Origin of the sequence: Arthrobacter sp. NPDC057388 (genome assembly GCF_042668165.1) — a bacterium.
GTDB lineage: Bacteria > Actinomycetota > Actinomycetes > Actinomycetales > Micrococcaceae > Arthrobacter.
The window spans coordinates 40,656-61,189 of the sequence record NZ_JBHVBL010000002.1; the positions used below are offsets into that span (position 1 = coordinate 40,656).

A 20,534-nucleotide genomic window follows, 5' to 3' on the forward strand; every position below is an offset into this window, starting at 1 on the left:
AAGGGGGAAAAATGAAAAAGACACTCACACTACTTGTGCTGACCGGCCTCATGCTCACTGGATGCGGCGGGAACCAGACTGACAAGCAGACGGCAACGCAGCCGACAGAAACTGCCACGGCCACGGCCACTCCAGAAGCGGTCACTGTTCCCGGCGTGGTGAGCCTGACACTGGACGAGGCCACGGATCAACTGGAAGAACTCGGGTTCGAGGTCGACTCCGTGGACATCGTCGACGGCAAAACGATCGTCCTGAAGAAGAACTGGCAGGTCATGTCGCAGGACGGCGCGGAAGGTACACAGGCGGCTAAGGGCTCCACCGTCCACCTCGGCGTCAAGTCCCTGGAAAAGCTGGCGGCGGAAAAGGCGGCCGCAGACAAGGCCGCGGCCGACAAAGCTGCGGCGGTGAAAGCTGCGGCGGCCAAGGTGGCAGCAGCAAAGAAGGCTGCCGCCGACAAGGCTGCGGCTGACAAGGCCGCTGCAGTAAAGGCTGCGGCGGACAAGGCTGCCGCAGACAAAGCTGCGGCAGCTAAGCGGGCAGCAGATGCGGCCGCTGCGAAGCTGGCGGCACCGCCGGCGGCGGTACAGCCGGCCCCGGCGGCTCCTGTCGTACCTGCCGCGCCCGCCGCTGCTTACTACCCCAATTGCGCTGCCGCCCGGGCTGCCGGTGCCGCACCGCTGTACGCGGGGTCAGCAGGCTACCGTGCAGGCCTTGACCGCGACGCTGACGGTGTGGCCTGCGAATAGTATTTGTCGCTGACTTCAAGGCCGTGGATACCCTCGTTTCGAGGGTATCCACGGCTTTTTCACGTTTACTTGACGTGAGCTTTGAATCGACACGCGGGCACGGTCACGCCGGCACCGGCGCACTGAGCCTGCCATCCCGCATCGTTGCCACGGCGTCGGTGAGCGGCACAAACTCGGTGTCGTGCGTGACCATCACGGTCGCCACCCGGAATTCGTCAGTGACCCTGCGCAGCAGCCTGACGATCGACTCGCTGCGCTCGTGGTCCAGGGCCGCCGTCGGCTCATCCACCAGCAGCACGCCCGGGTCGCCCATCAGGGCCCGCGCCATGTTCACCCGCTGGCGCTGGCCGCCGGACAGCTGATGCGGGCGCTTGCCCGCGTCCGGGCCGAGCCCGACCAGGTCGAGCAGGTCCGCGGCCTTCCGGCGGGCGGCCTTGAGCGGCTTCCGGCGCAGGTGGTCGCCGATGATCAGCTGCTCGGCCGCGGTCAGCGACGCGAACAGGTTGGGCTGCTGGAAGATGATGCCCACCCTGTTGCGGCGCAGCGCGGTGAGCTCCCTGTCCGGCAGCCCGGTGACGTCGGTGCCGCCGATGGCCACGAGGCCGGCGGTGGGTCGGGTCAGCGTCGCGGCGACGGCCAGCAGGCTCGACTTGCCGGAACCCGACGGCCCCACCAGCGAAACCATCTGCCCGGCCCGCACCGCCAGGCTGACGCCGTCGAGGGCTTTGACTGTGCCGTCGCCGTCGGGGTACTCGAGCGTGACGTTGGCCAGGTTCAGGGGGATGGGCATGGAGGCGGAAGGTACGACGGCGGAGGCCGGGGAAGCGGGGGACGTGAAGGACATGCCGTGGTTTCCTTTGCGGAGTGTGCGGGAAGAGTCTGCGGGGCAGGTGGCGCTAGTTGCCGCCGAGGGCGATCAGCGCGTCAACCTTTGTGACGCGCCGGACGGCCAGCGCGGCGCCGGCCAGGCCCAGGACGATGATCCCGAGCACCGGGAGCAGCGTGGTGGCGGGGGTCAGCAGGAAGGGCGCGGCCTTGGCGGCGAAGGAACCGCCCAGGACGCCGAGCGCGCCGCCCGTGCCGGCCCCGGCCAGCAGGACGATCGCCGCCTGGGTAACCGCGTCCCGCAGGATGTAGGAGCCGGAACCGCCGAGGGCTTTCAGCACCGCGACGTCGCGGGTGCGCTGCACGGTCCACACGGTCAGGAAGGCCACGATGACCAGCGCGGAGATGCCGTAGAGGAAGCCCTGCATCAGCAGCAGGGAGCCGTTCTCGCTCTTGTAGGAGCCCAGCGCCTGGAAGGAGCCGGTGCGGGATGCACTGACCGTGCGGGCGGCGGCGTTCGCCGCGGACTCGTCCACGCTGCTGCCCTCCCGGTAGCTGACGGCGAGGACGGTGCCCAGCTGCTGCGGGTCGGTGATGTGGGCCAGCCGGGACCAGTCGGGCAGGACGGTCCACACCACGCTGGTGTGGGAGTACCACTGGTCCTCCACCACGGCGCTGACGGTCAGCTCGGTCCCGCCGACATTGACTTTGTCGCCCGCGGTGAGCGAGAGGTCCCTGGCCACGGCGCTGCCGACCACCACGGTGCCGGGCGCGACGGCGGCCGGCGCCAGCCCGCCGTCGGCCGCCACACCGAACACCGAGACATTCGCGGTGCCGCCCGCGGCGGTGCCGGAACCGCCCGTCTGCAGGCGGGCCTGGCTGATCCCGACGGCCTCGGCCGTGTCCACACCGGGGACGCGCCTCCACGCGTCGAGCTGCGCGGCGGTCACAGCACTCTCGGTGTAGGACGCCTTGGGTTCGCCGACGCCAGGGGCGCCGAACACGATGGTATCCACCGGCCGGGATCCGCCGGTGCCGGTGCCCAGCTTGGCGATGGCCGACGTCGACTGATCACCAAGGCCGGCGGTGAGCCCGGAGAGCATGACCAGGAGCAGGGTGATCAGGGCGACAACGCCGCCCATGAGGGCGAAGCGGCCCTTGGCAAAGCGGATGTCGCGGAGGGCAAGGAACACGGTGGCACTTCTTTCGGTTGGTCGGGGCGGCGGGACGGAAGGCCGCTGTATCCACTCTCCGGTCTGGCGCAGCCGTCCACATGGCGGAGAAGGATGATTCGCGCGGGACGGGCGGTTGATTCCGGAGTCAACCGATCGGTTGATCCAGCCCGGAAATCCACGGCATATGCTGAAACAATGTCTGCTCCGCCGTCCGGGACCGCGATCCTGCTCTTCCTGCGGGTCACCCTCCATGTCGGCTTCGCCGTCCTGCTCGGGGTGGCCACGCTGGGGCTGCCGACAGGCGGCGGTGTCAACGGCAGCCGGTACGGCTGGGCGGCCCTCGCCGCGGTGCTGGCTGGTGTTTACCTGGCCGGCACACTGGTGGAGAAGCGCTTCGCCGCGGGCAAGTCCGGCTTCGACCCGCGCCCGTATGCGGTCCTCTGGCTGGGAACCGTCACGGTGCTGTGGGTGATGCTGCTGGCCGGCAGTGCGGACTTCTCCTGGCTCGCGTTCCCGCTCTTCTTCCTGCACCTGCACGTGCTGCCGCGGCCCGTTGCCCTGGCCACCATCGCGCTGCTGACGGCGGCGGTGATCGCCTCGCAGTGGGCGGCCAGCGGGCAGCCCGTTCCGCACGTGGCTGTGGTGCTGGGGCCGGTGGTCGGTGCCGCTTTCTCCGTGGTGACGGGGCTGGCGTACCGGGCGCTGTACCGGGACGCGGAGAACCAGCGCCGCGCGGCCGACGAGCTGCGCCGCACCCGCGCTGACCTGGCCAGGACCCAGCACGACGCCGGTGTGCTGGCCGAGCGGGAACGGCTCGCCCGGGAGATCCATGACACCCTGGCGCAGGGACTGTCCAGCATCCTGTTGGTGGCCCGTGCCGCCGAGAAGTCCCTGCACGACGGCGACCCCGCCGCCGCGGGGGAGCGGCTGGCCCTGGTGCAGCAGACCGCCGCGGAAAACCTGGCGGAGGCACGGCATTTTGTGCGCGGGCTCGCCTCCCCGCAGCTGCAGGAGTCGTCGCTGGTGGACGCGCTGCGCCGGCTTTGTGACGAAACCGCGGCGCTCGCGGCCGCCCGGGGATCCGGACTGGGGTGCCGGCTGCACGTGGAGGGCAGCCCGGCGGAGCTGCCGCAGCCGTACACGGTGGCCCTGCTGCGGGCTGCGCAGGCGAGCCTGGCCAACGTGCGCGAGCACGCGCATGCCGGAACGGCGGTGGTGACCCTGGCGTTCCTGGGCAACGAGGTGACGCTGGATATTTTCGACGACGGCGTTGGCTTTGACCCGGCGGATCCGCGGCCGGATGGCCGCGGCTTCGGGCTGCGCTCGCTGCGGGAACGGGTGGCGATGCTGGGCGGCTCGCTGGACCTGGAGTCCGCGCCCGGCGAGGGAACGGTGGTGGCGGTCCGGCTGCCGCTCGACGGTCCCCGGAACGCTGCGGAGGATCAGGCGTGACAGGGGACACCCAGGTGCTGCTGGTGGACGACCACCCGGTGGTGCGGGCAGGCCTGCGGGCGATGCTGACGGAGTTCGACGGGATTTCCGTGGCGGCCGAAGCGGCGCACGGGGAGGCGGCGCTGCAGGAACTCGCAAGGCTGAACGCGCTCGGCGAGCGGGTGGACGTGGTGCTCATGGACCTGCAGATGGGCGCCGGCATGGACGGCGTGACGGCGACGTCCAGGATCCGGCTGCTGGACAACGCGCCGCCGGTGCTCATCCTGACCACCTACGACACCGATGCCGACATCCTCGCGGCCGTCGAAGCCGGCGCCAGCGGCTACATGCTCAAGGACGCGCCGCCGGAGCAGATCCGGCAGGCGGTGCTCGCCGCCGCGGCCGGGCAGACGGCGCTCGCCCCCAGGGTGGCCGCGGTGCTGATGGGACGGATCAGCAGCCCCGCTCCTGCGCTCACGCCGCGGGAGGTCCAGCTGCTGGAACGGCTGGCCACAGGCCTGTCCAACCGGGCCATCGCCAAAGAGATGTTCATTTCCGAGGCCACGGTGAAGACCCACCTGGTGCACATCTACGGGAAGCTCGGCGTGGACAACCGCACGGCAGCCATCGCCGTGGCGACGGAACGGCGGATCATCCGGGGATCGGGTTCGCGATGACCCGTAAGCCCCGCCGGCGGGGACGAATTTAGTCACGCGGCAGGCGGCCGAACCCGGCGTGGAAGTCCCGGACAGTGACCGTTGCGTCGCCGAGGAGTTTCGCCTTGGAGTGAAGCTGTGCAACGAGCTCCTCTGTGGGCCGGCCAAATACCTCGATGGACCGCATCCTGATGAACTGGGCAATGGGCGGGAATTTGGGCCCCGCCACCTGCATGTGGAACTCCAGTGACGCCACGTCCGGGTGAAAGTGGAGGACGCTCATCGTCGAACCATCCGCGGAGAAATAGACGCGGTAGGCGAGGATCCGGGGCTCATTCAGCTCCACGAACGAGGCCAGGTCGGCCATGGCTGCCTTGAGCTCCTTGAGCTTTCCGGCCTGGACCTCCGATGTATCCAGATACGCGATGAAGCCATCCATGGCAGCCGCTTCAGTGCCCCAGGCGCCGGAGGCGCGCCAGACGCACCAGCCGCCGGAACGCAAGGATAAAGACCGCCTCGATCAGCACCATCAGCCCGAGCATCAGCCAGTGCCCCTGGGCGATGAACACGACGGCGCCGGTGAGGACCAGCACGCTTCCCAGGATCAGGGCGTACACCGCGAACCCGAGGGCCACCTTCGCGCTGCGCACGCCGGTGCGGAAGCCAAAGCCCTGCGGCAGTCCGCCGGGCAGTCCCTGGACGCGGTCGGGCCCTGCGGGCGGGAGCAGGTCGAACTCCTGCCACAGATCCTCGTCGTGATCCCGGTCGGTCATGCTTCCATTATCCCGCGCTGGCTGCCTCCTGCTCCGGATTCCACAGGGAGCCCGGCCGCCTTCCACTCAGGGAAACCTTCCTCCAGCCGCAGCGCCCGGCGCCCGTCGTCCGCAAGCTGCCGTACGGCGTCGTCCGCGTAAACACAGTAAGAGCCGCGGCAGTACGCGACGATTTCGGTCCCTCGGGGGATCTGCCGGAGGCGGACCTTCAGATCGCCGACCGGCACTGAAAGGGCACCCGGGATATGCGCGGTGTCGTATTCGGGGCGTGGCCTCACGTCGAGCACGACGACGTCGCCCTGCCGCAGCCGCCGCCGGAGCTCGTCCCGGCTGATCGTGCCCAGAGCCGCCCGGTCGCCCAGATACGAGCGGGCCAGGTCGCCCAGTTCCCCCACGTGCGCCTCGGCCGTCTCGCGCAGCGCCCGCCACAGCCGCTCCACGGAGGGACCTGCCAGGGAGTAGTACACGCGTGTCCCGGACCGCCGGGACGTGATCACCCCTGCCCGCAACAGGCGCTGCAGGTGCTGGGAAGTATTGGCGACGCTTTGCCGGATCTCTCCGGCCAACTCATCCACCGAGCGCTCGCCCTGGGCAAGGACGTCAACCAGTTCCGCCCTCCGGCCGTTTCCCAGCGCCCTCGCCGCTTCGACGAGGGCATCGTAGAGGGCTTCCTTGGCTTTGTGGTCTCCCATGCGGGCCCCGTTCCACTCTTGTTCAAGCGTTCTCTTGACAACAGTACCCCGCCGGGAGTCTTATTCAAGTACCTACTTGAATAAGAAAGGGGTGGTGGCAATGGCCACCATTCAGACACCGCAGAGCCAGCAGTCGCGCCTCCGCACGGGAGCCGGCCTCATGGCTTTGGCGGGCCTGGGATTCATCGGTTACGGCGTGATCTTCTTCGTGCTCAACTTCACGGACGCATTCCTCGAGCTGGGCATCGGGCCCGAGCAGGTGGACAAAGGCAAAGAGCAGATCGAGGCCCTCAGTCCGTCGCTGTACCACTACATCAGCCACCTGCAGATAGCGCTCAGCGGATTCATCGCTGCAGCCGGGCTGGCCGTCGCAGCCCTGTCCTGGTACGGCGTGCGCCGCGGTGAGCGGTGGGCATTCATCACGGCCGTCGTCGTGCCGGTGCTGGCACTGGCCGTGGCCCTGCCTGCCCATTATCCGTGGGGCTTCGCCACGCTTGGCCACCTGGGCCTGATTTACCTCGCTGTCCTCATCTTCCTCGTCGGCGTCGTGATTGCGTTCAGTGCCATGAGAGGCCGAGCGAGGGCATAATCTCCGGCGCCAGGGGCATTGCCAGGAGCGGAGGGATCACGGACCCGAACGAGTCTGAGCGGGCCCCGGAGCCGCGGCGGCGCGGTGACGCATCCGCCGCGCCGCCGGTGCTGGGGCTGCGGCAGAACCTGGCCCAGTTCATCCTCCTCGTCGCTGTCAACGCCCTGGTCGGCGCCACGCTCGGCCAGGAAAGGACCGTCCTGCCCCTGCTGGCCACCGACGCCTTCCACCTCGACCTGTACACCAGCGCCCTGACGTACATCCTCGCCTTCGGCCTGTCCAAGGCGGCCACGAACTACTTCGCCGGGACGCTCTCCGACCGGTTCGGCCGCAAGCCGGTACTCCTTGCGGGATGGCTGGCCGCGATCCCCGTCCCGCCCATGCTCATCTTTGGGCCGGCATGGGCATGGATCGTCGCGGCCAACGTGCTCCTGGGTATCAGCCAGGGATTGACCTGGTCCACCACCGTGGTGATGAAGATGGACCTCGTCGGCCCGTACCGGAGGGGACTGGCCATGGGGCTGAACGAAGCCGCCGGGTACCTCGGCCTCGCCGTCACCGCCCTGGCCACGGGCTACCTCGCTTTCGCGTACGGACTCCGCCCCGCCCCCTTCCTGCTCGGGGCCGCCTACATCGCCCTTGGCCTGGCTCTATCCGTCCTGACCGTGCGCGAGACCCGCCACCACGCGCTGCTGGAAGCCAAGGCCCACGTTGACGCCCACCGGCACGCACATGGCGGGCTTACGAACCGCGAGGTCTTCACCCTGACCAGCTTCCGCGACCGTTCCCTCTCGGCTGTGAGCCAGGCCGGCATGGTGAACAACCTCAATGACGGCCTCGCGTGGGGCCTCTTCCCGGTCCTGTTCGCGGGCTCCGGGCTGGGCGTCGGGCAGATCGGCGTCCTTGCGGCCGCCTACCCGGCCGTGTGGGGCGCCGGGCAGCTCTTCACCGGGGCAGCGTCGGACCGGTGGGGGCGGAAGTGGCTCATCGTGGCCGGCATGCTCGTCCAGGCTGCGGGACTGGCGATCGTCGCAGCCTCGCACAGCTTCGGGCCCTGGCTCGCCGCCGCGCTGCTCCTGGGCACGGGGACGGCCATGGTCTACCCGACGCTGCTGGCCGCGATCGGCGATGTCGCCCATCCGGCCTGGCGGGCCCGCTCCGTTGGCGTCTACCGGCTCTGGCGCGACAGCGGCTTCGCCGCCGGGGCACTCCTGTCCGGCGTCCTCGCGGACCTTTACGGGATCCCCGCGGCCGTCGGGGCCGTCGCCGCGCTCACCGCTGCCTCCGGCCTGGTCGTCGCCTTCCGCATGCCCGGCCGCAACCACGGGACACGGTAGGCCGGCGCTGGTGGCCTGCTTGCCGGCGCGCTTTCAGGAGCCGCGTCCGTGGAGGAAGGCCCGGACCGTTGCCCCGAACTCGTCGGCGGCATCAATGTTGCAGACGTGCCCGGCGCCGGGGAGCACCACCAGCGTCGAGTCGGCTATGGCGGAGTTGAGGGCGTGGGCGACGGCCAACGGAGCACGGACGTCCTGGTCGCCATAGACGAGCAAGGTCGGCACGGAGATCAGGGGCAGGGCTTCCCGTAAGTCTTCGGCAGCGGCCCGGGCCATCGCCCGGAAACCGGCCGGGTGGAACTGCCGCATTGAGGTGCCGAAGGCGTCAACCGTTTCGGCCGGCGTCGATGGGCGGAACATGGTGGGCAAAAGGGTGTCAACGAATCTGTCCGGGGTGAGCCCGGACAACTGGAGCGCCTGCTGCAGGCGCTGACGGGCGGCGTCTGCGGGGAGCGAGCCGCCCCACCCGGCGTAGGCGGACGCCAGAACCAGGCTCGCCGGGATACCCGGGTGGCGGCGGGCAAACTCAATCGCGAGGGCCCCGCCGAAGGACAGCCCGATGACGTGCGGATTCCGCAGATCGAGCCGGTCGATGAACTTGGCCAGGCAGTCGGCGTAGCCTGCGGTGCCGAAGTCCTCGGGCGGATCTGAAGACTGTCCTGCCCCGGGAGCATCCCACGCGACCACGGTGAATTCATCCGAGAACTCTTCCAGCTGCTGCTGCCACGTGGTGAAGCCGTCGCCAACATAGCCGTGCAGGAGGACCAGAGGCGGTCCGTTGCCAGCGCGTGTATAGGCCACATTTAGCCCATCGAGCTCGACCGAGTCCACATCAACACCCCTGTACCTGAACCAGCGGATAACTCGATGCTCCAACCAGAAGTCCTGCCTGGCAACAGCCGGAGGAGCCCCGCGAATGAACCGGCCTGCGGGTGGCTGGTGGACCATCGGGGGCACCTTTAGCAGCGCCGGGAACGGACGACGGCGGCTGTCCGGGTGATGTGAAAAGGCTGCGGTTTTCGTTGTTGTACCAGAACGCCAGTGGGAAGATGGTGGGGAGTTGGGCACTAAGAGGGGGTGCCGGCAGAACGGCGGCGCGTGTCCAGTCCGAGAGACAGGGACGGTGACCGAGCCATGACAGAGCACCCTTTGAAGCAACGGCGGCTGCGCGTATCCGACGTCAACGTCGTCAACCACCGCACACTGCGGAAAGCACTCGGCGGGACCATCGTCGGCAACACCATGGAGTGGTACGACGTCGGCGTGTTCGGCTACCTGATCACCACCATGGGCCCGGTGTTCCTGCCCGAGGCTGACAGGGCCGTGCAGAACCTGTTCCTGCTGGGAACCTTCGGCGCCACCTTTATCGCCCGGCCCCTAGGCGGCATCTTCTTCGGCTGGCTCGGCGACAAGATCGGCCGGCAGAAGGTCCTGGCCATGACCCTGATGATGATGGCTGCGGCGACGTTCGCCGTCGGCCTGCTGCCCGGGTATGCGGTGCTGGGCATCTGGGCCGCGGTGCTGCTGGTGGTCACCAAGCTGGTGCAGGGTTTCTCCACCGGAGGGGAGTACTCCGGCGCCACCACGTTCGTGTGCGAGCATTCACCGGACCACCGCCGCGGCTTTTTCGTCAGCTTCCTGGACATGGGCAGCTACCTCGGCTTCGCGCTGGGCGCCGCACTGGTGTCGGCGCTCCAGCTGATCCTGGGACAGGGGCAGATGGAGGCGTGGGGCTGGCGCATTCCGTTCCTGATCGCGGGGCCGCTGGGCATCGTGGCCATCTACTTCCGGATGAAGATCGAGGAATCGCCCGCGTTCAAGGCCACGCAGGAGGCCGAAGCCGTGGCCGCCAAGCACCACGAGACCGCCGACGAGCTCCGCCCCGTCGGCCCGGTGGCGATCTTCAAGGACCACTGGCGCCGCATCCTGCTGGCTGTGATCCTCGTGGCTGCGGGCAACACCGTGGGCTACGCGCTCACGTCCTACATGCCCACCTACCTGACCACCAACAAGGGCTACGACGAGATCCATGGGACGCTGCTCACCGTTCCGGTGCTGGTGGTCATGTCCCTGTGCATCCCGTTGACGGGCCGACTCTCGGACAGGATCGGCCGCCGTCCGGTGCTCTGGATCGGCGCCATCAGCACAGTGGTCCTGGCGCTTCCCGCGTTCCGGCTGATCGCCGTCGGCAGTGTTCCCGCCACACTGGCAGGCCTTGCCATGATCGCGTTTCCGGTGGCGTTCTTCGTTGCCATTCTCGCCTCGGCGCTGCCGGCGCTGTTCCCCACGGCGCACCGCTACTCCGCGATGGGCATCGCCTACAACTTCGCCGTCGCGATCTTCGGCGGCACCGCGCCGTTCATCATCGCCGCCCTCATTCAGGCGACGGGCAACGACCTGATGCCGGCGTTCTACCTCATGCTGACGTCGGCCATCGCGGCGGTTGCCATCTACTTCCTGCCGGAATCCGCCAAGCGGCACCTGCCTGGATCCATGCCGAGTGTCGATTCGGAAGCTGCAGCCCGGGAGCTGGTGGAGACGCAGGACCACAATCCCCTGCTGGAGATGGACACGCTCCCGTTCGACAGCAGTTACGAGGAGGCGCAGGCGGCGCACGGGGACCGTCCCAACAGGCCAACGGTGATGTAAATCTGCCGGGCAACGCGTCCCCAATCCGGCCGGACTAACTGAGCGTTGACTACGGTCTGGGCGCGCCTACCATGAGGCGCATCAGGACATTTCGAGGAGGAGATGTGTGATGTCCCGCGCTGAAGTAGAGGAAATCGACGACCGCGGCATGGCGGCCTGGGACCAGCACGACACGGCGGCGTTCGCCGGCCTGCTGGCCGATGATTTCACTTTTGAGGATGTCATGGCGCCGGAGCCGTTCCATACCCGGGAACAGGTCAAGGCGTACATGGAGGCATGGTTCGAGGCGTTTCCTGACATGCACGCCAGAAGCACCAGAAGGGTGGTCAGTGAGGACGAGGTGGCGGGGGAAATCGAATTCACCGGCACCAACACGGGGCCGCTGCACATGGGAGACAAGGAGATTCCCGCCACGGGCAAATCGGTAACCGGGACCGGAACATACTTCGCGTCCATCAGGGACGGAAAGATCGTCTCCTTCCGCGCCCATCCGGACGTCGCCTCCATGATGGGGCAGCTTGGGCTGATGCCGGGGATGTGAGTAGGGATGGCAGCAAAAAGGAGGCCGGGATTCCGGCCTCCTTTTTAGTGCTGGTGCACCGGCTCCGCGGCTTCCGGCTCCGATCAGCCGCGCTTTTTGCGGCCGGGCGGGTAGGCGTGCCGCCTCCCCGCCAGCGTAATGATAAAGTGCGACGGCGACCCGCAGCGCCGCGGCGACGGGCACCATTAGCGGGCCGGCCAGGACCAGGGCGGCCGAGCCGTAAAGCGCGCCGACAATGATGCCGAGCTGGATGGTCAGGACGGATGAGACCGTTCGCGGCATCCCCCTGAATAGAATGACATCATGCCCGAAATCTCGACAGCACAATCAGGAACGCCCCTTCATGCTTGGCAGGTTCCCACACTCGACGGAACCACGGGCATAACTGCCAGTGCGGGGCAAACGACAGTAGTCCTCGGTGCGAACGGTGCTGGTAAGTCTGGACTAGCTACCTGGATGATGCGCGAGTGTCCAGCGGATAAAACGATTGAAAGACTGGTTGCTCATCGTCAAATATGGTTGAGTACGTCCGCATCGAGCCTCACCCCCTCGAGTCGATTGTCAAATGGGTCATATTGGGACCATCAAGACAAGGAAGACGAGTCGCGATGGAAGGACGTATTGGGCGACAACAGGAATTCGATCCTTCTCCTCGATCTTTCGTCAGCGGAAAACTTCCACAACGCCAAGATAGCTATGGCTGTGGAGTCCCAGTCGGATTGGAAGGCTCTTGGCGAAAGGCCTTTCGTGAAGCTTAATCGCATACTCCAACGGGCAGGTCTCGACGTCTCAATCAGCATCAGTGAGCTAGGTGAGCTGTCCACCAAAAATGCTTTAGGAGTCGAGTATCAAATTGCCATGATGTCCGATGGTGAAAAAAGTGGCCTGATCTTAGCGGGGGAAGTTTTGACAGCGGGCGAAGACGCCATCATTCTGCTCGACGAGCCAGAACGCCATTTGCACAGATCGGTCAGCGCCCCGCTTGTTACTTCTGCGCTGCACGAGCGCCCAGACTGTTCATTTATTGTGTTCACGCACGACATCGAATTAGCTAGTGAGTTGAAGACTGGCGGAGCCTCGGTTCTCGTACTAAAGGAAAGCATCTGGCGCCAAGGGCGGATCGCGAAGTGGGATATACAGGAAGTACCGTCAGGAGGGGGCATCCCTGATGGGGTCGTGCAGGCCATTCTTGGAGCGAGGCGTCGCATCCTGTTCTGCGAAGGAATCCAAGGCGGCTTAGATGATCAGCTGTATACAGCTCTTTATCCTGATTGGCACGTTGTTCCTGTTGGCTCATGTGGTGAAGTTATTCGCTCCACGAAGAGTCTAAGGAATCTTAAGGACTTTGCCTGGGTTGAATGCAGAGGAATAATTGACGCAGATCGCCGCACCCAAGCGGAAGTTGAGGCGTTCGCCAAGGATGGGATCTGGGTAAACGCGAGCCATGAGATAGAGAACCTTCTGTTTCTGCCTGTATGCCAAGCTACCCTTGCTGAGAAACAGGCCGCCGCGCGTGATCTAGATTATATAGAGTTGCTCGAGAAGTGTCATGCGGAATCCGCTGAGGAGCTCAAGCGCAAAGATGTCAAAGACCGCATCATTACGCAGGCTGTGCTCGCAAACGCAAGAACGGTGCTTTCTGCGCAAGTCGACTCTATAACGCAAAAATGTCTTGATAAAAACTCTATTGCACTAACTCACAATCTAGACCGAGACAGTTTTGCAGCTCAATATGAGACACTTGTAGTGCAACCTGATTTAGAAGCGTTTATGCTCGAGTTTCCTATTCGGGAATCTGGCTATCGCAACAGAGTTGCTAAAGCCCTTCTCTGCAACTCCGTTGACGACTACACCGCTATGGTCATGGTACAGATTCGTCAAGACACTGCTCTGCAGCAGGAGTTGCGCAATCGCATAGAACGTATGACACCAACAGCTCAAGAAGCTTCGGACAACGTGTAAGTTAGCGGAGTTAGGGACTGCCGCCTAGCGCATAACGAGTGAAGATACTCTTCTAACTTTGATGGCGTTCCAGTGCTCGGTGTCGAGGGCATCCCCACCAGCTCCGTCACGGCGACCGGGGTCGGCCTGGTTCTGGGCGTCGAGACCGGGGAGGATGTCACGGGCTGTCTGGACTGCGGCGTCGTTGCCGTGGGACATGGCCGCCGGAGGGTTCGGCTCCGTAACATTCCGTGTTTCGGCCGGCCGGTGCGGCTGCTCTGGGCCAAGCGCGTCTGGCGGTGCCCGGATCCGGGCTTCCCCAGAACAACGTTCACCGAGGAGTATCCGATGGCGGTATCCCTGGCGAAACTCACGACCAGGGCAGGCGGGTGGGCGACCGACGCGCTGCAGCGTTTCGATACCTTGGTTTCCGCTATGGCCCACCAGTCGGGCGTGTTCTGGCACAGCGTCTGGGACGCCGTCCGAGTGGAAGCATCCCGCCGGATCGTAGCGACGGACCGGCTCTTAGGGGTGGATGTGCTGGGTGGCGATGAGCATGCCTGGGCCTACGTCGGACGGCCCGGATCCGGCATGGTGGTCGGGATCGTGGACCATACCCGCGACGCCCAGGTACTGGTGAATGCCCGGTGTTGGATCTCGTCCCAGGACGGTCCGGGAAGGCCTAGGCCTACGGACTCAGATGCCGACTGGCCGCTGGCGGCCACCGCCCCTACGGGAACAAACAGAGCAACCATGCCCTAATACGAAGGACCCTAAACTAGTACGCTGGTGGCGCTACTTGCCAGCCTCTATCAGTGCTGGAGTGCCGGCTTCCGCCTCAGACCAACCGCGCTCTTTGCGGCCCGGCGGGTAGGCGTGCCGCTTGCCGGCCAGCGTGATGGCAAGGGCCACGACGACCGGCAGCGCGGCGGCTACGGGAACCATGAGCGGGCCGGCCAGGACCAGGGCGGCGGAGCCGTAGAGGGCGCCGACGGTGATGCCGAGCTGGATGGTCAGGACGGTGAGGCCGTTGGCGGCATCCCGGTATTCGCCGCCGGCGCGGAGGATGGCGGCCTGGTTGAAGATGCCGATTGCGCCGAGACCTGCACCCCAGACGGTCATCAGCACCATGGCGACCGGGAAGATTCCGCCGCCGAGCGGCAGGAGGAGCATCGCGACGGCGATGGCCGCCGTCGTAATCAGAAGCGAACGGCGGGGCCGGGTGTCCACGGTGATGCCCGCGATCCATATGCCGAGGAGGCCGGCGGCGCCGAGCACTGTGAGGGAGAGGCTGATGGCGTAGTCAGGCAGGCCGGCTTCGCGGATGAACGGCGCGATGTAGGTGAAGAGCGCGAAGTGGGCCAGGACAAGCAGCGGCCAGGCGATCGCCACCGACTTCACGCCGGGCTGGGCGATGGCCAGCCGCATGGAGGGGCGGACGGCGTCGGGAGTCCGGCGGACAAGGGGCAGCAGCCAGAGGGCCAGCCCGGTCAGCAGCAGGCCGAAACCGGCGAGGAAGAGGAACGCCGCGCGCCAGCCGAAGAACGTTCCCAGTGCGGTGCCGAGGGGAGCGCCGATGGCCAGGCCCAGGCTGTTGCCGCTGAAGACGATGGCCAGGGCCTTGCCCACCTTGTCGGCCGGGACCACACGGGAGACGAACGGCGCCATGGTCGTCCAGAGCAGGCCGTGCGCCAGACCGCCGACCAGCCGGGCGCCCATGGCCGCGGCGAAGTTGGGGGCGAGGCCCACGAGCACGTTGCTCAGTGCGAACGTCAGGACGAGCGAGACGAGCAGGGTCTTCCGTGGAACTCTCGCGAGCAGCCGGGCGGCCGGGATCACCGTGACCACGATGACGGCGGCGTAGGCGGCGGCGAGGTACCCGGCCACGGGCTCGGACACAGTCAGGCCGTCGCTGATCTGGGGCAGCAGGCCGGACGGCAGGAGCTCGGTGGTGATCGCCGTGAACGCGATGGTGGCGAGGACCAGCATCGCGGCGAGCGGAAAGCGTTTGGGCGCAGGCAAAGGCAGGGCGGAAGACATGGGGGAGTGGATCCATTCAAAGGGGGTGGCGCGGAAAGGGACGTCGCTGGCCCGGAAGTTCCAACCACAAAGTTACCGGATTTATTCTCGCTGAGGCAGGGTCTGTCAGACCCTGTCTCGTCATGGTGACCATGCCGGGGCGCGTCACACGTTAGGGGCCGCCCGTCGATGCGACTATATTCTAAGCATGCTTACCAATGGCATCCGGTCAGTCCGCTGACAGCACGGCCAGGCCTGAACCGGGGTGAACGTCCGGGTTTTGCGGTACTTCCCAACAGGATCGCGCGCTTATGGGTAAAGTCACCGGAATGATGTAGGACGGAAACGAACAGGGGCTTTCATTGGCAGGGAATGCAACCTTCCGGCACAGCAACACCGCGCTGCTCTCGGTCAGCAGCGTCGAGGCGCCCAAGATCGTGAGTTCTACGGATTTCGACCGCAGGCTGGCGCCGACCTTGCAGCGGCTGAACTTCCCGCCGGGGCTGCTTGAGCGTGTTGCCGGCGTCACGCACCGCCGCTGGTGGGCGGCCGGGACTTCTTTTGACGATGCGGCCACCGAGGTGGGCGCCAAGGCCCTGGCCGAGGCTGGCGTCGAAGCGTCCGACGTCGGCCTGCTGATCAACACCTCGGTGACCCGGCGGAACCTTGAACCGTCCGTCGCGGTCAAGATCCATCATGGACTTGGGTTGCCGTCGTCGGCCATGAATTTCGACCTGGCCAACGCCTGCCTGGGGTTTGTGAACGGCCTGACCCTGGCGGCCAGCATGATCGACTCGGGGCAGATCAGGTACGCGGTGATCGTCAACGCCGAGGATGCCGAGGCCACCCAGGAGGCCACGCTGGCCCGCCTCCAGCGGCCCGAGACCACGCGGGAGGACTTCAACCGCGAGTTCGCCACACTCACCCTGGGCTCTGGAGCTGCTGCCGCCGTCCTGGGTCCCGCGGACAAGCATCACGGTGCCCACCGGATCATCGGCGGGGTGATGCGCGCCGGCACCGAACACCACGGGTTGTGCGTGGGCGGCCTTGACGGCATGACCACCGACACGAGAGGACTGCTCGACGGCGGCCTCCAGCTCGTCGTCGACGCCTGGCATGAAGCCCGGCCGGAGTGGGACTGGGCCGCCATGGACCGTTATGTCACGCACCAGGTGAGCAATGCCTACACGCAGGCGATTATCGACGCCATCAACCTGGACCCCTCGAGGGTGCCCATCACTTTCACGCACTGGGGCAATGTGGGCCCGGCCTCACTCCCCATGACCCTCGCCGCTGAGGCCCAGTCCCTGGTAGCGGGGGACCGGGTCCTGTGCATGGGCGTCGGGTCCGGGCTGAACACCGCCATGCTGGAGATTCTTTGGTAACCCCCAACTGGCCTGGTGTGGACCAGGAATGGTCGCGCACCATTGACGTCGCCTCCACCTCCGACGCCGATGCCCCGGGCACGGTCCGCCGCTGGCACCTGCTGGACAACGGCGCCCAGCTCTCCCGCCTCGGCCTGGTCCCTGCCGGTACCCTGCTGTGCGTGCACGGCAACCCCACCTGGTCGTACCTGTGGCGGACGCTGCTGGCAGCCGGATCGGATCCCGCCCACCCGTGGCGGGTTGTGGCGGTGGACCAATTGGACATGGGCTACTCGGAACGCACCGGCACCTTCCGGCGCCTGGCCGACCGCATCAGCGATCTCGGCGACCTGACCGACGCACTCGGCCTGGCCGGACCGGTGGTGACGGCGGGCCACGACTGGGGCGGCGTCATCAGCCTGGGCTGGGCCCTGGCGCACCCGCAGCACCTCGCCGGGGTGGTGCTGACCAACACGGCCGTCCACCAACCCTCCGGCTCGGCAATCCCGCCGGCCCTGCGGCTTGCCCTGCACCCCGCCGTCCACGATTGGGGAACGACGACGACGGACGCGTTCCTTCGGGTAACGCACTCGCTCGCCCACCCGCCGCTGCCCGCCGACGTCCGCAAGGCCTACATGGCGCCCTACCGCGGAGCCCACCGCCGCACTGGGGTAGGGAACTTTGTCGCGGACATCCCCGTGGACACATCCCACCCCAGTTTTTCCGCGCTCACCGCGGTGGCGGAAGGGCTGCCCGGGTTGAAGGTCCCGGCGCTGATGCTCTGGGGCCCCCGCGATCCAGTTTTTTCGGACCGGTACCTCAAGGACCTCCTTACCCGGCTTCCGCATGCGGATGTGCACCGCTTCGAGGGCGCCGGCCATCTCGTGGCGGAAGACCGGAACATAGCCGCCCCGATTTTCCAATGGCTCGCCGCGAACGTTGCCGCCGACGCCGGGTCCCCGGAAGCCGGAGCCCCCACTCCCGGCGGACATGGGCCGGACCGAGCCGAGCCGGAGCAGACGGAGGAATTCCTGCCCCTGTGGGACCTGCTGGGCAGGCAGGCGTCAGGGCCCGCGGGCGCGGACACCGCCGTCGCGGAAATGGCGCCGGACGGCACGGTGGCCCGCTCGCTCAGCTGGCAGCAGCTGGACCGGAACATCCTGGACCTGGCCGCGGGGCTCCGGGAAGCCGGCGTGGACAGCGGCAGCCGGGTGAGCCTGATGGTTCCGCCGGGGGTGGACCTGACCGTCGCCCTTTACGCCTGCCTCCGGCTGGGCGCCGTGGTGGTGGTGGCCGACGCCGGACTCGGAACCAGGGGCCTCAGCCGCGCTGTGAAAGGCGCCACCCCGGATTTCCTGATCGGAATCGACAGGGCGCTCGCGGCCGCCTCAGTGCTCGGCTGGCCTGGACGCCGGATCAGTGTGCGGGAGCTGCCGGCCGCCCGCGGTCGGATGCTGGGCGTCGAGGCCTCCCTCGACGCGCTGGCGCGTACCGGTGCCGGCCGCGGTTCACCTCAGCCGGGGGACAAGGTGGATCCGGATGCCCCGGCCGCCGTGCTCTTCACCTCGGGTTCGACTGGCCCCGCCAAAGGCGTGCTCTATGCCCACCGGCAGCTTGCCGCGATGCGGGACACGGTGGCCGCAACCTTTGACATCCGTCCGGGAGCACGGCTTGTGGCCGGTTTTGCGCCGTTCGCCCTACTGGGGCCGGCACTTGGAGCGGTGTCGGTGACGCCGGCCATGGACGTCACCGCGCCCCGCACCCTGACCGCGGGCGCGCTCGCCGCAGCCGCCGCGGCGATCGACGCCACGGTGGTCTTCGCCTCGCCGGCCGCGTTGCGCAACGTCCTTGCCACCCGGGATGACCTGGACGCAGCAGGGCGGAAAGCTTTGGGCGGCATCGGATTGCTGCTCTCTGCCGGCGCGCCCGTCCCTGAACCGCTGCTGGCAGAAGTTCAGCGGCTGCTGCCCCGGGCCTCGCTGCATACCCCGTACGGGATGACTGAGGCGCTGCCGGTGACCGACATCAGCCTGGAACAGATCCAGGCCGCCGACGCCGATGCTGCCGCCGGCACTGTAGTGGGAGCAGGCAATGGCGTGTGCGTGGGGTGGCCGGTGCATGGTGCCCGGCTGGCCGTCGTGCCGCTTGCGGCGGATGGCGCCGCGCCAGGATCCCAGCCCGTGACCGGGCCCGGCGTGACCGGCGAGATCCTGGTCAGCGCGCCGCACGTCAAGGAAGCGTATGACCGGCTCTGGCTGACCCAGCAGGAGAGCGCCAGCCTGCCCGGCTGGCACCGCACCGGCGATGTGGGGCATTTCGACGGCGCCGGCCGGCTGTGGGTGGAGGGACGACTCGCCCATGTGGTGACGGCGCCAGGTGCTGTGGTGACGCCTGTGGGCGCGGAGCAGGCCATCGAACGCCTGGAGGGCGTCCGGCTGGCGGCGGTCACCGGTGTCGGACCGGCGGGCGCCCAGGCCGTCGTCGCCGTCGTCGAGACTGTCCCGGCCGCGCGGAAAGCGGGCCCCGCCGCCCCGCAGCTCGCCGGGAGAGTCCGCAGGGCAGCGCGGGAGGCCGGCGTCCAGGTGTCGGCTGTGCTTGAGGCCCCCGCACAGCCCACCGACATCCGGCACAATGCCAAGATCGACAGGAGCCGGCTGTCCCGCTGGGCTACGCGGGTACTGGCCGGCGGCCGGCCAGGAAAGCCATGAGGGTCCTGGTCACCGGGGCAAGCGGACTGCTCGGGGGAGAAGCTGCGCGGCTGCTGGTGTGCCAGGGCCATGACGTCAGCACCTTTCAGCGCCGTCCCTCAGGGGTCGACGGCGCCACGGACTTCTGCGGGTCTGTCACGGACGCTGAAGCGCTCCGGAGAGCAGTCGAAGGCGCGGAAGGAATCATCCACCTGGCGGCGAAGGTTTCCTTCACGGGCCGCGCCGCGGAGTTCGATGAGGTGAATGTCGAAGGAACCCGCCGCCTGCTCCATTGCGCCCGTGCGGCGGGAGTGCGGGACGTGGTCTACGTGTCCTCCCCGTCTGTGGCCAACTCCGGTGCCGCCATTGCCGGGCTTGGCGCAGAGCCGGCTGACCCGGAGCGCGCCCACGGCGACTACTCACGCACCAAGGCCCGGGCTGAGCTGCTGGCGCTGGCAGCCGACGCCCCGGACTTCCGGGTGGCAGCCGTACGCCCGCACATCGTCTGGGGCCCCGGTGACACCCAGCTGGTGGAGCGCGTCCTGGCACGGGCCAGCCGCGGCCGCCTGCCGCTGCTCGACGCCGGTGCGGCCCTGATCGACACCACCTACGTGGACAACGCCGCCGCGGCCATCGTCGCCGCACTGCACCGGATGGAACACGTGCACGGCAGGGCTGTCGTTGTGAGCAACGGCGAGCCGCGGCCGGTGGGGGAGCTGCTGGCAGGCATCTGCACCGCGGGAGGGGTCCCCGCGCCGTCGTGGTCGGTGCCGGGTGCGGTGGCACGGGCGGCAGGAGCGGTCGTGGAGAAGCTGTGGACCTGGACCGGAAGGAAAGAGGAACCGCCGATGACCCGGTTCCTCGCCGAGCAGCTCTCCACCGCCCACTGGTTCGACCAGCGTGAGACCCGGGAACTCCTCGACTGGACTCCCGCTGTGTCGATCGATGAGGGCCTGGCGAGGCTGGCGGAGCACTACGGTTCCCAGCCGATCGGCGACGTCCAACCATTAACTAGGGCCAACGGCAAGGCAGTGGCTACAGACAGACCCGCGACGCCGACGTGATACTCGCCCAGTCTCCGTAAAGCCAGTGCCACTACCGCCCACGTGCAT

Annotated in this window: 19 protein-coding genes; 12 read left to right on the top strand and 7 right to left on the bottom strand. The window is 67.4% G+C overall.

All coding sequences use genetic code 11. The features are described from left to right. Window positions 1–11: 11 nt before the first annotated feature. The gene (locus ACFUTU_RS01255; RefSeq protein WP_377959963.1) at window positions 12–746 is read left to right on the top strand and encodes an excalibur calcium-binding domain-containing protein; all 735 of its coding nucleotides are present in this window, start codon (window positions 12–14) and stop codon (window positions 744–746) included. Between the two features lie 103 nt (window positions 747–849). On the opposite strand, the gene ACFUTU_RS01260 is transcribed toward ACFUTU_RS01255, so the two are convergent. Then, the gene (locus ACFUTU_RS01260) at window positions 850–1,590 is read right to left on the bottom strand and encodes an ABC transporter ATP-binding protein (RefSeq protein ID WP_377959964.1); all 741 of its coding nucleotides are present in this window, start codon (window positions 1,588–1,590) and stop codon (window positions 850–852) included. Between the two features lie 52 nt (window positions 1,591–1,642). Continuing rightward, the gene (locus ACFUTU_RS01265; RefSeq protein WP_377959965.1) at window positions 1,643–2,764 is read right to left on the bottom strand and encodes an ABC transporter permease; all 1,122 of its coding nucleotides are present in this window, start codon (window positions 2,762–2,764) and stop codon (window positions 1,643–1,645) included. A 177-nt stretch (window positions 2,765–2,941) separates the two neighbouring features. Here ACFUTU_RS01265 and ACFUTU_RS01270 point away from each other — a divergent pair, with 177 nt between their 5' ends. Together ACFUTU_RS01270 and ACFUTU_RS01275 are read left to right on the top strand one after the other, a co-directional pair. After that, window positions 2,942–4,198 (top strand): sensor histidine kinase, encoded by a 1,257-nt coding sequence (locus ACFUTU_RS01270; protein ID WP_377959966.1) that lies wholly within the window; start codon window positions 2,942–2,944, stop codon window positions 4,196–4,198. Then, window positions 4,195–4,854 (top strand): response regulator, encoded by a 660-nt coding sequence (locus ACFUTU_RS01275; RefSeq protein ID WP_377959967.1) that lies wholly within the window; start codon window positions 4,195–4,197, stop codon window positions 4,852–4,854. Before ACFUTU_RS01270 ends, ACFUTU_RS01275 begins: the two co-directional genes overlap by 4 nt. Window positions 4,855–4,882: 28 nt before the next feature. On the opposite strand, the gene ACFUTU_RS01280 is transcribed toward ACFUTU_RS01275, so the two are convergent. From ACFUTU_RS01280 to ACFUTU_RS01290, 3 genes are read right to left on the bottom strand one after another with little or no spacing between them, the layout of a single operon-like run. Further along, window positions 4,883–5,272 carry a hypothetical protein gene (locus ACFUTU_RS01280; protein WP_377959968.1) on the bottom strand — a complete coding sequence of 130 codons (390 nt, stop codon included), beginning with the start codon at window positions 5,270–5,272 and terminating at the stop codon, window positions 4,883–4,885. Between the two features lie 10 nt (window positions 5,273–5,282). After that, a complete protein-coding gene (locus tag ACFUTU_RS01285; protein ID WP_377959969.1) occupies window positions 5,283–5,606 on the bottom strand; it encodes a hypothetical protein in 324 nt (107 codons plus the stop codon). Continuing rightward, window positions 5,603–6,298, bottom strand: coding sequence for an ArsR/SmtB family transcription factor (locus tag ACFUTU_RS01290; protein ID WP_377959970.1), 696 nt, complete (start codon window positions 6,296–6,298; stop codon window positions 5,603–5,605). The genes ACFUTU_RS01285 and ACFUTU_RS01290 overlap by 4 nt, the downstream gene beginning before the upstream one ends. 100 nt (window positions 6,299–6,398) lie before the next feature. Between ACFUTU_RS01290 and ACFUTU_RS01295 the strand changes: the two genes are divergently transcribed. Both ACFUTU_RS01295 and ACFUTU_RS01300 read left to right on the top strand, forming a co-directional pair. Beyond that, window positions 6,399–6,887: a hypothetical protein gene (locus tag ACFUTU_RS01295; RefSeq protein ID WP_377959971.1), complete on the top strand. Its 489-nt coding sequence runs from the start codon at window positions 6,399–6,401 to the stop codon at window positions 6,885–6,887. A gap of 107 nt (window positions 6,888–6,994) precedes the next feature. After that, window positions 6,995–8,224, top strand: coding sequence for an MFS transporter (locus tag ACFUTU_RS01300; protein WP_377959972.1), 1,230 nt, complete (start codon window positions 6,995–6,997; stop codon window positions 8,222–8,224). Between the two features lie 33 nt (window positions 8,225–8,257). On the opposite strand, the gene ACFUTU_RS01305 is transcribed toward ACFUTU_RS01300, so the two are convergent. Beyond that, window positions 8,258–9,052, bottom strand: coding sequence for an alpha/beta fold hydrolase (locus tag ACFUTU_RS01305; RefSeq protein WP_377959973.1), 795 nt, complete (start codon window positions 9,050–9,052; stop codon window positions 8,258–8,260). A 303-nt stretch (window positions 9,053–9,355) separates the two neighbouring features. Between ACFUTU_RS01305 and ACFUTU_RS01310 the strand changes: the two genes are divergently transcribed. From ACFUTU_RS01310 to ACFUTU_RS01325, 4 genes are all read left to right on the top strand, one after another. Further along, on the top strand, window positions 9,356–10,870 hold the full coding sequence (locus ACFUTU_RS01310) for an MFS transporter (protein ID WP_377959974.1): 1,515 nt from the start codon (window positions 9,356–9,358) through the stop codon (window positions 10,868–10,870). 109 nt (window positions 10,871–10,979) lie between these two features. Further along, window positions 10,980–11,411: an ester cyclase gene (locus ACFUTU_RS01315; protein ID WP_377959975.1), complete on the top strand. Its 432-nt coding sequence runs from the start codon at window positions 10,980–10,982 to the stop codon at window positions 11,409–11,411. A gap of 303 nt (window positions 11,412–11,714) precedes the next feature. Beyond that, window positions 11,715–13,373 (top strand): DUF4435 domain-containing protein, encoded by a 1,659-nt coding sequence (locus ACFUTU_RS01320; protein WP_377959976.1) that lies wholly within the window; start codon window positions 11,715–11,717, stop codon window positions 13,371–13,373. A 72-nt stretch (window positions 13,374–13,445) separates the two neighbouring features. Further along, window positions 13,446–14,114 (top strand): hypothetical protein, encoded by a 669-nt coding sequence (locus ACFUTU_RS01325; protein WP_377959977.1) that lies wholly within the window; start codon window positions 13,446–13,448, stop codon window positions 14,112–14,114. 33 nt (window positions 14,115–14,147) lie between these two features. On the opposite strand, the gene ACFUTU_RS01330 is transcribed toward ACFUTU_RS01325, so the two are convergent. Continuing rightward, window positions 14,148–15,392: an MFS transporter gene (locus ACFUTU_RS01330; protein ID WP_377959978.1), complete on the bottom strand. Its 1,245-nt coding sequence runs from the start codon at window positions 15,390–15,392 to the stop codon at window positions 14,148–14,150. A gap of 341 nt (window positions 15,393–15,733) precedes the next feature. On the opposite strand from ACFUTU_RS01330, the gene ACFUTU_RS01335 reads away from it, so the two are divergent. Genes ACFUTU_RS01335 through ACFUTU_RS01345 form a run of 3 tightly spaced genes read left to right on the top strand, consistent with a single transcriptional unit; the run spans window position 15,734 to window position 20,486 of the window. Then, complete coding sequence (locus ACFUTU_RS01335) at window positions 15,734–16,756, top strand: 3-oxoacyl-ACP synthase III (RefSeq protein ID WP_377959979.1); 1,023 nt, start codon at window positions 15,734–15,736, stop codon at window positions 16,754–16,756. Further along, window positions 16,750–19,443: an alpha/beta fold hydrolase gene (locus ACFUTU_RS01340; RefSeq protein WP_377959980.1), complete on the top strand. Its 2,694-nt coding sequence runs from the start codon at window positions 16,750–16,752 to the stop codon at window positions 19,441–19,443. The genes ACFUTU_RS01335 and ACFUTU_RS01340 overlap by 7 nt, the downstream gene beginning before the upstream one ends. Continuing rightward, window positions 19,440–20,486, top strand: coding sequence for an NAD-dependent epimerase/dehydratase family protein (locus tag ACFUTU_RS01345; protein ID WP_377959981.1), 1,047 nt, complete (start codon window positions 19,440–19,442; stop codon window positions 20,484–20,486). The genes ACFUTU_RS01340 and ACFUTU_RS01345 overlap by 4 nt, the downstream gene beginning before the upstream one ends. The last annotated feature ends 48 nt before the right edge of the window (window positions 20,487–20,534 follow it).